This window comes from Cupriavidus sp. TMH.W2 (genome assembly GCF_050847365.1).
Lineage (GTDB): Bacteria > Pseudomonadota > Gammaproteobacteria > Burkholderiales > Burkholderiaceae > Cupriavidus.
Genome location: NZ_CP193793.1, coordinates 351,303 through 364,326, shown reverse-complemented (window position 1 = coordinate 364,326; position 13,024 = coordinate 351,303). Strand labels below are relative to the sequence as shown.

The 13,024-nt window shown below is 61.6% G+C and carries 8 protein-coding genes; all 8 read right to left on the bottom strand.

Annotated elements, in window-relative coordinates:
- Nucleotides 1-248: 248 nt before the first annotated feature.
- Entirely contained in the window at nucleotides 249-2,624 is a 2,376-nt protein-coding gene (locus tag ACREYQ_RS19240) for a hypothetical protein (protein ID WP_432261782.1), read from the bottom strand.
- A complete protein-coding gene (locus ACREYQ_RS19235) occupies nucleotides 2,611-3,432 on the bottom strand; it encodes a hypothetical protein (protein ID WP_432261781.1) in 822 nt (273 codons plus the stop codon). The genes ACREYQ_RS19240 and ACREYQ_RS19235 overlap by 14 nt, the downstream gene beginning before the upstream one ends.
- The gene (locus ACREYQ_RS19230; RefSeq protein ID WP_432261780.1) at nucleotides 3,419-4,972 is read right to left on the bottom strand and encodes a hypothetical protein; all 1,554 of its coding nucleotides are present in this window, start codon (nucleotides 4,970-4,972) and stop codon (nucleotides 3,419-3,421) included. The genes ACREYQ_RS19235 and ACREYQ_RS19230 overlap by 14 nt, the downstream gene beginning before the upstream one ends.
- Nucleotides 4,969-6,528 (bottom strand): TnsD family Tn7-like transposition protein, encoded by a 1,560-nt coding sequence (locus tag ACREYQ_RS19225; RefSeq protein WP_432261779.1) that lies wholly within the window; start codon nucleotides 6,526-6,528, stop codon nucleotides 4,969-4,971. The genes ACREYQ_RS19230 and ACREYQ_RS19225 overlap by 4 nt, the downstream gene beginning before the upstream one ends.
- A complete protein-coding gene (locus ACREYQ_RS19220) occupies nucleotides 6,525-7,838 on the bottom strand; it encodes a hypothetical protein (RefSeq protein WP_432261778.1) in 1,314 nt (437 codons plus the stop codon). Before ACREYQ_RS19220 ends, ACREYQ_RS19225 begins: the two co-directional genes overlap by 4 nt.
- Nucleotides 7,839-8,641: 803 nt before the next feature.
- The gene (locus tag ACREYQ_RS19215) at nucleotides 8,642-10,672 is read right to left on the bottom strand and encodes a tyrosine-type recombinase/integrase (protein ID WP_432261777.1); all 2,031 of its coding nucleotides are present in this window, start codon (nucleotides 10,670-10,672) and stop codon (nucleotides 8,642-8,644) included.
- Between the two features lie 240 nt (nucleotides 10,673-10,912).
- A complete protein-coding gene (locus ACREYQ_RS19210; RefSeq protein WP_432261776.1) occupies nucleotides 10,913-12,076 on the bottom strand; it encodes a lipase family protein in 1,164 nt (387 codons plus the stop codon).
- A gap of 200 nt (nucleotides 12,077-12,276) precedes the next feature.
- Nucleotides 12,277-12,981 (bottom strand): hypothetical protein, encoded by a 705-nt coding sequence (locus ACREYQ_RS19205; RefSeq protein ID WP_432261775.1) that lies wholly within the window; start codon nucleotides 12,979-12,981, stop codon nucleotides 12,277-12,279.
- Nucleotides 12,982-13,024 lie beyond the last annotated feature (43 nt).

Below are 13,024 nucleotides of genomic sequence, written 5' to 3'. Positions count from 1 at the left end.
TCGTAGCCGAAGATATGCCACATCTCAACTGACAATCACTCGAGCATCCGTTTGCCGGTTCAGGAAAACACAGCTGACCGACCACCGTTGAATCACTGCGGGTAGACGATCTACTTGCCCGAATGCGAGCGCGCGCTGAAACGCATACATCGCCTGCCTCCTTATCCGGGCTGCCCGCCGTTCGCTCATAGCCGGGTTGGTTGTACCTGACTCCGCGCCCTGTGAAGCCGCATTCCGTCAGAAAATCGCTAGTTATTCGCTGCCTCGCGCTTTGCTGCCCGCAAGGCCTCTAAATCCACGACTGTACCCACGCCCCCAAACAGACCGTGCTGAGGTAGAAATCCCGCTGGCAACGAGGGGGTGGCAGATGTAGTCTGTGATGCAACGCCAGCGGCCTTCGCGTCCACCACCGTTTCACGCAACTTCTCCGCGGCAATGGCCATGCGTCGAACGCCAGCATTTGAACCAGAATGACTCGCAGTGAGCCCTGCACTTTTCTGAATTTTGGCAATCTCCTGGGCGGCCGCCTGCCCTCCAACGCCTTTCGCTTTGCGTTTGTGCTCTATGTCGTCAACTTCCTTTCGACGCTTGCGTTCCAGCCATTGAAACTGTTGCTGTTCAATCTCCACCAGGTCCGCATCTCTGCCACATCGCTGGACCGACTCTGTGGTCGGTGGAATTCTTAGCCACTGACCATCGTCAGGATGGCGCCACAACGCCGCGTTACCCCAACAGTCAGCACAGGCCTTCACATACACGGGTTGGCCCATTCCGCCCATCCTGCATTCATATTCGTGCAGCGCGCGCAACGGTGGCGTGAGGATCGGATCGTGGGGGTCGATACCGTACTCCATTTGGCGTGGCAGGCAGAAACGACCGTTACGCAACCGCGTTCTTTTTAATCGTCTGTCAAAAATCGCACTGCGAATCTCGTCTTCGGTATGCGCATAGTTCTGATCGCCCCGACGGCGTTCCTGTTGGGCGCAAAATGCGTCATAGCGTGTCGGTAGTTTTCCTGCCACAAGGCCATCGCGCGTCTCCGCCCGCGGATCCGTTCTTTTGGCGCCAGCCAAATCGTTCAGTACTTCGACCACGAGCCGTTCAAAATCTCGCAACTCCATGTAGATGACTGCCTTGGCCGGACGACCCTTTCCTCTCCGCTTCACGTTTGAGTACTTCGGACCTGCCGCCGCCCGTTGCTCGATTACCGGCTTCACACACCTCTCCAGTTCTTTGGTCAGTGCCAGCTTGCCGATAAAGCCGTCCTTCACCCGTGCATTCGCCCCTTCGACTCCGCCCTTGCCCGGCGCGAAGTATGCCGGCGTCTTGGTTAGGTTCACATGCAGGGATTCCAGTGTCCAGATTTGCTGCTCCTTCGCGGCTCCCGGTCCCCGGTCCACCACTGCGCGGTCGACGTTGCCGCTCCTTAGCCATCGCGGCGCGGCGGTGAATCCAAGTTGAGCGAATCGTTGCGACTTGTCACAAAACATAGAAACCAGACAATAGGTGTAGGCCATACGATTCTCTGGCCCGATCGTCACGTACCAGCCAAGTGGATAGTCACTCCCCCTAACAATGCCGAGGATGAGTCGGGGAGAGCCAATGGAAAGGTATGCGGTTCGATTCGAGTTCGGCACCACAATTTCGACGTACGGGAACACGGTCCCATCGAGGTCCGCTATGACTTCGAGTGGATGCCCGATGTCGGTGGCTCGTCCCGTGGGCGGGGGACGCCACTCAGGCAGCAAGCCGCCCAACTCTGGCCCCAGTTCAGTGAGGATGGCTCGCATGTGGCGGGCTACCGTGTGCGGCTCAGGGATGCGACGTGCCCCGATTTGGGCGCGGGTCACGTCTCGCATGCTACCCGGCACTCCAACATAGTCGGCGTTAAACTCGCGGACCAGTTCTCGCAAGGTCGAGAACCGTGCCCGCGCGGACTCCGGCGACCGAGCAGCGATCGAAACGATCAACGCAACAATGCGCCCCCGCCAGAATGCAGTCATCCGATTCTCGGGGCGGTAGTGTTCGGGATCTAGAAAGTACCCTGCCGCCTTTCTTCCTGGTTTCTCCGCATGTTCAAGCAAGGATTTCGGTTTCCCCTTTGCGCCGCACTCATGGTAGGTGGGCGTCATGGCGCGACGATCACCGCCATAGCGCACACACCGCCAGAACAGTCGATACAGCTGCCCCGTCACCAAATCTAACCGTCTCGCTTCCTCTTGAACGCGGCGTTTTAACCAAGTTCGATCGAAAAAAATATCCTCCTGTGCGTGACCATCAGGCGATTCCAACGCTGAATCCCGTTCACCCAGCCGTCCAAACAGGCGTTGAACCATTGCCCAATGCGTATCGCGCAGCGCGGCGTACTTCTCGGGAAGCAAAGCCTCCGAGGGAAATTTCGCCCGGACAGGGTCATGCACGAGGTACTTGACTGTGTCACTCGAAATCAGAGCGCAGGCCGGGACTATCTGCAGCTTCTGACGTCTCGCGCGAGGGTTTTGACTCATGTCGTAGAGCGCATAGCGGTCGGTCCGCTCTTGGTAGGCCACGACGCGATACGTTGTGACGCAACCGGATCGCCGTACCTCCACGCATTGGAATAACGACAATTCAGCGATCCTCATGCTGACTCCTTAGCCTCAGGCGCAGCGGTTGACTCACCTCCAGCGCATAGCCGTCATCCAGCTCCAAGTATCCCAGTACCAGTGCGGCGCCGAGTCGCGTGTAGGCAGCGTCGCGCGCTTCCAGATCTGTCGTACCGAGCCGCAATCGCCGCCCGAGTCGGAGCATCAGGCTATCCAGATCGCATGGCTTATAGCGCCGAGCGCAATGCGCGGTTGGCCGTCCTCGACGCCGACGTTCACTTTCCAGTAGCGTCCCGGCAAACTGCCACGCTTCGCTTCTCAGGGCACGGATGTCGTGGCGCTGGACAAGGCCATTGCAGAAGTAGGCGTTGTGAATCTGCGCCGCCGTGAAGGAAAACCTGTCGAACAATTCGGTCGTCACGTTAAGGGACACGAGCATCGGTCGGGCAGTTCGATGGCGTTCAGCGTCCATGAACAGTGCGTGCAGATGCGGTACGCCACGTCGCTGTAAAAGCTCTACCACGACCATGCGATCGATGATCTGCGGTGCGCTCTTCCTCGCCACACAGACAGGATAGTGACAGCGAATGTCAATCACATAAGGCGACGCGCAGAGCAAAGCATCGGCAATACGCTCACCCTGCGACTGTTCCAAGAGAGGTTGCCCGCCCCGCACGTTTGCGGTGACGGAAGACAATGAGTAAGGCTTGCGTTTGGCGAAGAGTTGATTGTCGTGCCGCCGTCCCGTCAATACGTGCAAACGATCCCGCACAGGCAAAATCAAGCGAGAGTCGGCTACACAATGTCGCTCGAAGGTGCAGAGCATGATGGCGTCATGAGCGATCACGTCTTTCTCCGACTAGTCGCTCCACACGCTGCACCAGGCGTCTGTAGTACTTGCCGATCGTCGATGTAGAGAAGTCCTGCGCACGGGCGAGTACCGTCGCCATATGTGGGTCCACACATTGTGGAAACTCCCTTGCTAACAAGCGCCATCGACGTCGGTCGCATTCTCCCTCCACCTCCCGATAACGATCGACGACTGTGCGACGTGCAGGGTAGTCGCTGATGGAACATTCGTCTAAGATGCCTTGTGTCAGCATCCGTATCGTGATGCGAGGTGCACGAGCATCTTGCTGATAAGCAATCGCACGCGCCTCGATGCGTCGAGCCAAATCGGCATCGGTGCGTCGTCGACGAAGCGCCTTCCTACTCGCTTGGTGCTGCATCGCCAGCGCGTTGACCCATTCAGCGTCCATGGAGATGATTCCCGTAATCGGGGCGATGGCATTCTCATACAGGAATCGACGCGGCAAGTCCGGGTGTGCGACCACCGTTTCGGCAATCAACAGTCTCGCAGCGGCACGTTGTCCTTCGGAGTATTCGGTGGCAAAACCGGGCATCGGGCTCTTGGCCACATTGGCGATGGCACGCTTGACCAGGATAGTCGAAAGCAGGGTGTCAATCGAACCATACAATAAGCGACATGCGATGAGATTGACCACGGGGAGCCCGCTAAAGCGGTTCCCGATCATGACAAGCCTGAGCTTGTCATACCGATGCGCGGTACCGTAGTTTTGTTCGAAAAACTCCCGCGCGCCGCTTTCCTCTAACAATGCGACAGTTCGCGCAAGAGGACTGCCCGGAAACACGCGGAGCCGCTCACTGCCTTCTCGCATGACAGCACGAACTTCCTCCCCGTAGATACCGTCCAGTTTGCCAGCCAGCACTTGCTCGATGTCGTATGCGATACCCTGAGCAAAATCACAGGGCCGCGATGGCGACCGCCGAGCCATGAACTTTCCGCACTTGCAGCGCAGAACCGGCGCCCAGCCGAAGTCCAGATAGTTGTAGGCTAAACCACACGCCTCGCATTTGTGGACGACTACTGCTGCATGTCGAGCACACCAGTTGTAGCCTCTAACGCTCGGCGCTGTATCCCACGTTGCAAAGCCGCGTGTCGCCTCTTGCTCCCGGATGCATTCCGGACAAGCACCCAGTGCAGCGTTACGTCTCGCCCGATAGCTTTGGAATTTCCGGGGCTCACCTATCGTCGAAATCAGTCCACTGATGGCATTTTCGGTGAGTAAGTTCGCCTCGCCAATGCCAAGGAATGGCGTAAGGAGTCGCAGATGGGTATGCCTTAAACTTACCGAGACAGGATCGGGGCACAGCTCGCCAAACGCTGGCAAAATACGTCCTAATCCCGCGACCATTCCAACCGAAGAATGCACAACCGAATTACGTATATCGGTGATCGCTTTGTTCGAAGTGACAGTGGCACCGCGATAGATTCGCTCAACAAAGGCGGAGATCAGTTCGTTGGGCTGCAATGCGATCGCATTGCCGATCACGATCGGTGCGCTCATCATAGATTTGATTTTCATGCTCGGGTCCTCCTGGCGGTGGCGTTCCTGCACGTGTGCGCCGGCAAGGCGTCCTTGACCGGCCCGATGCGCAAGTACTGATCAATTGCTTGTTGCACGCGCGCGGCGTTGGATGCCTTCCGCAGCGCATACTCTGACATGCCAAGCTGGCGCCGCAGCGCGGCAATTGACGGTCGCCGATGGGGGTACTCTTGCGTGAGCCAGGCTGCTGCCCGTCGGATCTTTGCCGCAAGCGACGCATCTTGACCGCTGACGCCATGGGCGTCGCGTCGCGTAAGCGATGTCGGGCCTGCCACCAGTGGCCAATGGTCATGCAGCCACACTGCATCGTGGCGGCTCAGCCAATGGAACAGCCGCGGCTCTCCGCGGGCAATCTGGTTGGCTGAGGACTGCGGTGCCGCCCGCATTCTCGCTAGCCATACTAGGCGAGCCTCCGAGCGGATCCGCTCAAGCTGCGCCGTCGCGAGCGTGGGACGCAGGCCCTGTTGCCGGATTTCGCGATAGACGGTGTCCAGTGACAATCGACACAGGCGAGCAATCTCATTGGGGGTGCACTGCCGAGCAATCAGGTCAGGCAGATCTTGGCGCGAGTATCGATGACGGCCGTCAACTGGCAGCGGACGTATCCGGCCGGCACGCCATGCCCGCTGTGGTAATGCCCTCGGCATCATGGTCGGGCGCTGCACCGCGGCAGGCTTCACTGGTCGAGCTTTCCCGATTCCGCCATCCTCGAGAAACATCCATAGCAACGCGAGATAGATCGGATGTAGCGTCGCGCGACCCGCCACCCAAGCCAGCACCTTTGCACCACGCCCTGGCAACGCTGCGAGCTTGCGCAGTGATGGCGCGACGTCCAAGTCGCCACAGAAGTGGTAGAACGCCTCAGAAAACGCACGCGTGTGCGCACGGCCTGTCCCGGAGCAGAAGCCTGCTGTCGCCAGTCCTTCTGCGAAATGGTTAGCCACCACATGTCGATCGCCCAGACCGGCGATCGCCAAGATGGCCTGGCTATAGGCAATGAGGTCGGCCGTCGCGGGAAGCGTTGGGGCGCGCTTGACCTCGGGGGTCGGATGCGGACAACGCTCGACTAACCTGCAGCCGTGCCAGGGGCACGCTTGCACGAACGGAACAAGGTGTGGCCAAAAGAACGCGCTGACACCGAAGCGCTCCCACGCGCTGGCTTCGCATTCGGGACAGATGCGAATGCCGCCCACTCGCATGCCCGCCCATACCCGCAGGGTGGGTTGTACCGAACGACCGCTGCCATGCAACAGGCGCTGCCCCTGCGTGGCCGCCATCTCCGGCAGCAGGCCAAGCGCCAGCAACGGATATGCCGAATGCTCCTTCAACAACCGCTCGGCATTGCCATACAACCCGCTAGTGAGGGACGCTAACTGGGTCAGCGACATGCGGGGCACGGTGCCAAATGCACGACCGGGGGCAAACCGATCCTTCGCCGCAAGGATGGTGTCGCAATCCATGAACAGTCCGCGGGCGATGCTGCTCGCGGCTTCCTGCGGCGGTCGGGGCAGCAGAACCGGTATCCGCGGCATCATGACGATTCTCCCGCCGCTTGCACGGACGATGCGGCGTCATCTCTGACATCTGTCTCCCAAGGCAAATAATCCTGGTACTGGGCATACTCACTTTGGGAGATGGATTCAGCGTCCAGGATTCGGCCGTACAGTTCCCGTGCCATGGCGAGATGCCCAATACAGGCCTTGTCCACCAAGCCCCGCGTGGCGGCTGACGGGTCCATGCCATGTTGGTTTACGAGGCGGTTGTATAGCACCCAGGAACTGACCATCGGAGCTCTTAAACCATGCGTTTCCGGCAAGATCCGGGACAACGCTGCGGGCATCGGACCGCTGCGGGCGAAGAGTTCCCACATGGCCTGCGTAATCCCCGCGTAGTTGCCAGGGTCGTAAGCCAAAATTTCGTGAGGTGGCGGGAACAATGCCCGGAACTCCGGATGCAGGAACGCCGCTCGCACGGCAGCGGTCGCGCATAGCACGACAACGAAGCCCTCCCGCGCGATGCGAGACAGCAACCGCCAAAAACGCGGTAGCTCGGGCACTAGGTGCTGGGAAGTGAAGCCGGTAATGACCAGCGCCCCCACATTGGCCGCATGCATCCGCCCCAATAAGTAGGTTTCGATCCCGCCGAATTTTGCGCGTATCAACTCGCCGCCAAGGTCTTGGCTCCCCAGCGCTTGCAACAGCGCCATCAGCAGTTCTATCGCCCAGTGGCCGTCGGACATCGGCGCGATCAAGAGCGGCACATGATCGATGCGGCACCCATCGCTACCGACCAGCGCTCCCTTCTCGTCGAATATTTGCATCTGCGTGTGCCGCGGCTTCACGCCGATCAGGTCGCGCAACGCATAGAACGTTCGCTCCACGGCCATGCTTGTGGGTGCACTGACGAGGTGCGTACGGACGACCCCGCCCCCCCAATGCTGGAGAAGCGGCCTGGACTCGGCCGGCTCGGCTTCGGCAGGCTTCGGCATGCTGGTAGGGGGCCTTCGCAGTAGATGCATCGCCCGGGCATAGGCTGCGCCCCAAGCGGCGCCTGAACTACCGCGCTCGGCCGCTCGCTGCCGGACATCGGAGAGCACGTGCAAAGCAATCAGGGCTTCGGCTTCCGTGCAGAGGCACATCGACCGCAGCCTTGACTCCAGCGATTCCCATGGTCGCAACCGCTGGCGTTGCGGGGTGTCGCTGGCACTGCAGGCATAGAGTTGCTCTGCCATGGCCAGAGCCGTCTCGGGGAGCGCCGGCAAGTCATCCAGTAGAAAGGATTGGACACCGGCAGGCTTGACGTTTCTTGGCGGATCGCCAGGGACGACCGCGGTTCGCATCGACATTGCACACCTCCGTCTTCGCGGGCGACACCTCGCATGACGACGCACGCGAGGGTGTCTTGTCACAAGCGGAAAAGCAGTCCCGTCGTCTCCCGAGGAGCACGGGCCGCAGGATGGACACGGCCAGGCCGTTACGAGGCAGGCAGTCGGGGGGATCGTGCGTATGGGCGGCGACATCCAGACGCGATCTTTGCGGTACCCGGAACGCGCATACGCGGACCGCAAGGCAAGGCATCGGTCCACCACGCCATGAGACGGAGAAAGCGGCGCGCAGGCGTGACGCCGGCGCCTAATGTGAGCGCGGCGACGCGCCAGACGCTCATTCGTGAGGTATTCGTCATGGTGACAGCTCAATCATCAAGGGTTTCGGAAAATACAGACGCGCAATGGCATCCCTGCCTTGACGATTCCCACACCGCCGCCGATACTGTCAGTGTCACCTAGCAGTCAGCAATGGCCTGGAAATGCGTCGGCATGTGAAACTTACATGTGGAAGCCTTCAGGGGATGCGCCCTCCAAACGCATCCGAAAATTGCCGAATATGTTGATACCCTGAGAAGAGGGCTCTTCGAATATACGGCACAGAAAGCCGCCTTGAAAGGCGGCTTTTTCTTTGCGCACATTTCTCCACAATTCCAGTTGTCAACCCAATCTTCTATTTAACGTATTGAAAAATATCCTTGTTTTTCAACGACATAGAAAATAAATATTAGATTTCCATCCGCTTACACAGACGACTCAGTTTTAATCAGACAAAAGCACCGAAAATCTAATAAAAATTTCCCGTTTAGCTGTATGCACTGTGATTACGTCGAATGGAGCCATAGCTTTCGCATGAGAACGTGACGGCGTGCCTGCTCCGTATGGACATAGCGCGTGGTGGTATCGAGCGATACATGTCCGACATTCTGTTGCACGACTTCGATCGGAACCCCTGCCTCGAGCGCGTGCGAGATATGCGTGTGACGCAACCAGTGGGCACTGGCGCGCCGCAGGTGTCTTGCGGCAGCCGGCTCATCCGCCTCCAACGCGGCGGCACAATGGGCAAAAAAGCGCTTTAACTGCCGATGGAAGGCGCTGCCCGACACGCTTGCATCGCCTTCGCTTTCTGCGGCACACCACGGCGTTGCCGCACCGAGCAGCGGCACGGCGCTCGGTTGAGGCAGACTGCCGGCGTAGCCGCGCGCGACGAGATACGCCGACAGCGCAGCGACCCAACTGTCGGGGACAGGGACTTCGCGGACCTTGCCGCGCTTGCCATGGACCGTGAGCCACCAACCCTCCACACGCGATGCGCCAGGCGCCGCCCACGATTCCCAGTGCAAATCCTCGGTCGTCGCCCCGATCAGTTCGGCCAGCCGCAAGCCCGTGTCGTGCAGCAACGGTAGCGCGATCTGCAGCCGGTGTGTCGCAAGCCCGGGCCGCTGGCGGGCGAGTTCCTGCTCAATCAGCGCCCACTGGCTTGTGGTGAAGGCACGCCCCACGTCAGGACCCACCGCGGGACGACTCGGACGTGCCACCGCGCGCCAGGGGTTCCCCACCAAGTAACCCTGATCCACCAAGAATCCAAACAGGTTGCCCAGCACGCCGACCGCGAAGCTGCAGGACCGCACGGACAGGGCGCCGACGAAGGGCCGCCAACGACTCGACCAACGCGGTGGTCCGTGCGGGCCACACCACTCCGGGGCGGGCGCCAGCAGGAACTCGCAGTACGCGACACAATCCTCCACGGCGAGCGATGACAGCGCCCGCCGGCGGACCAATACCGCCCACAACAGCAGGCGTTCCGCCTCCTTACGATACGCGGACTGGGTGGGGGTGCGAGAGCCTCGCCGCCCGGCGTACGAGCACGGTTCAGAGTCCATCGCGGCACCCGACGCCGGACCACTCCGTGCCGCCACCCAGGCGTCGATGGCGGCGCGATCGTCCGCCGCCGACAGCAGGCAATGTTCGCGGGGGGCACGAAACTGCCCCGCCGCACCGCTGAGCTGGCTCGACAACACTAGACGTTCCATGGGCAGAAAAGGACTCGTTGAGGGCTGCACCGCCGCGCGAGTTTCCGCACGAACGATCGCTTCCGGCATCGGGAGGGCACCCAAGGTCGCGGCGTGCGCGACGAAGAACCCCTCCAGCGCCCGCGCCTTAATCGCGCCAATGCCACGCAGACCCTGCCACCAATCCGGACCGGCAGCCATGCACGTTTGCAACGCGCCCAACGAGGGAATCCCTATCGCACGCAGGCGCATGGCCAGCGAATCGACGAACCAGGCTTCCACGCCGTCGGCAAGCTGCGGGGGGTGGACCATACGCGCCTCGAGCGCATAGATGGCGTCCAGTTGGCGATGCAGCAAGCGGATCCGTCGACGCTGCTGGGACAGGGCACCGCCGAAAGCGGCCTCATAGGCCGCGAGCTGCTCGGCTTCCGAACATTCCGCCAGCCCCTCGCGATCGGCAAACGTTTCAAGCGCGGGCACGGCCACTGGCCCAGACGGCGCGAGGTCCAGCCGGAGTAAGCGGGCCTGCGCGAAATCGCCACCGCGTGCCGCGGCCGCACAGAGCTCCGCCCGAATCCAGCCGGTCAGGCGCGGCACACTGTGTGTCTTCTCCGGCCCGCTCAAGCCGGGTGCGCGAGATGCGTCGAAATCGGCAGTGTCCCCCGGGGCGCCCGGCAGATAGCGGTCCCACACGGCGCGCGGCGCGAGGCCCTGCACCACCGCCCGGAAGAACGCGAAGTGCCCGCGATCCAGACGGGGGCGGGTGATGCCCCGGCCGGGCTCCGCCTCCCCGTCCTTGGCATGTGATTGCCCCGCTGACAGACACGATGGATGTGACGGCATAGAAGCCCCCTAGCGGCGAACGATGGCGCACGGCGTAGGGTCGGCAGCAGAGAGGGCGAGAAGGGCACGACACGGGAGCCCTTGGGGCGGTCAGCCAACTGGCGTCGGCATTTTTAAGATACCAAATAATAAGGATTATTTAGCTATCGCATTTTTTCAAATTCCACGACGCCCGCCACAAACGTAAGTCCTATAAGGTAAAGTTGTCCGGTAACTAGAAATTCAAGTGTGGGCAGCGCCCTATGGGCACTCGGATACTGCAGGGACGCCTCCGAATCGCTGTGTCATCCAGTCCAGTGCAACCGCCAAACCGAGAAGCAGGCCAGTGGCGTGTTCGGTCGCTCCGATGGTCCGGAACGCCACGTTGCCACCGCGCCCACACCAAGCGGCAAACAGCTTCTGGTTCTGCCCAAAGGGAATGATCTCGTCGAGGGTTCCCGCGTACACCAATGCCGGTACGCCAGGCACGCCATTGCCGCTCTGGTTCTGCGCCATGCGCGCCAGCCAGTCGGCGCGGCTTAGGATGGCTGGAGCCTGGACGAGGGCAGAATCAGACAGAAACGGATAGGTGGCAGTCACGTCAGCCAGGCATTTTGTGCCGCGAAAGTCGGCAATCACCGACTGCCCATACGGTGTGAGGATCGATGTGAGGTCAAGTTCAGGGTAGGCGGCGTTCAGGCCCATCAGCGCAATCGGCCCTACCCCGCCGAACGGGCCACCATTAACGTTCGCATACACATCAGCGATGCTGAATGGCCCAGCTCCTGCGGCAACGCCCCGCACATTCAGGCCGGGGGCATATGCGGGCTGCAGTTCGGCCGCAAATGCCGCTGCATGGCCACCCTGGGAATAGCCCATGATGCCGACGGGGGCGTTCGCCGACAGGCCCGCCCCGCTCAATTGCTGCGCCGCCAGTGCCGCGTCGAGGACGGCTTGCCCTTCGGCCTTGCCAATCCCCCAAGTGTGATCGCCCGGTGTACCAAGACCCTGATAGTCCGTCATCGCGATCGCCCAACCGCGGGCTAGGGTTGCCGGCGTCGCGCCAGCAATCGTCGCCTCATATTCCGTGCCCAGCGCGTATTGGTGCGAGGGAGCGCAGTTGTCGGCCTGGCCCTGCGTTCCTGGAGCCCACGCAATAACCGGCCGGGGGCCGGAGGGCCACGGCGTAAAGGGCACCAGCACGGTGCCGGTGACGGCAATCGGTAAGCCATTGACGTCGGTGGACTTGTACATGACCTGCCAGCCGTAAGCCAGCAATCCAACCGGAATGAATGGACGGGAGCGGATCAGCGTGCCATGGGGCCCGCTCGGCAACGGCTGGGGCGGCGTGTAGAAGGCATCGTTCCTCGGGTCATCGAGCGGGCCGGCCAGCGCTGGCGCGCCAGCCAGGACACACAGCGCCATGGCAATCGCCAGGACTGCGCGTGCCGCGCCCCTGGCAAGGGCCAAGCCAGAGGCGCGGGACGTTACGCGGACCCACAACGGTCTTGCAGTACGACTGGTCATGCGTCTTCTCCTGTCAAGTTTTCCGGCACAGGCACGCGAAGGCGCCGTGCCTTATGGAATCCGCTGGCTGATGGCGTGCGCCGCAACGCATACAGCCATCAGGCAACCACATGCATGCATGCCTGTGAGGCCTGTCGTGTACTGCCACTGCGCAATGTCCAGCCGACAAAGGGATCGCCGGCGTGGCAACTCATCACCCAGCGCGCCCCGCAGGTGCTGCAGCGGTGCTCGCACCGCAACACCGCCAGGTGCGAGGAGTAGTGCCGGCGGGACGCGGCGGAAAGAGCATAGAGGCGCGAATGGCCGGTTCCACATCGGGGGTCCTCCGACAGTCGGGCGCAGTCCGCGCACAGCGCCTGCGGATTCGGTGAAGCATCGACCACCAGCTCAGCCTGAACTGGCAGGCACTGGCCGTCACCGGCGCGCAGGCGGCGGTAAAAGTCCCAGCGCCGCATGACCGCCCAGTAGAGGACGCGCAGCAGTTGGCCCTCCGACTGCATCGCCGTGGCGAAGCATCGATCAACGTGCTGCTCCAGCAGGACCCCGAGCTCGGCTGCCGAGGCAAAGCAGACAAGTTGCTGCTGCCCGATGCTGTTGGTCACCCAGTCATCGAAGACCTCTGCCAATGCGGCGCGATAGGCCTCGCTGCCCAGACGCCCGGCACAGGCGGCGAGCGCATTCGCGCGCCGGCTGGCGCGGCGAATCTCGTGCCGCAAGGAGGTGAGCCTCGCCAGCACGGCGCCGCCGGTGCTCTCGCTGTTGTCGTTGCCACTCACATTCCATCCCCTGCCGGCCGACGCCATAGCGCGTGCAGCCTGAGAGTGCCTCCCGCGGAGGTCAGCCAGA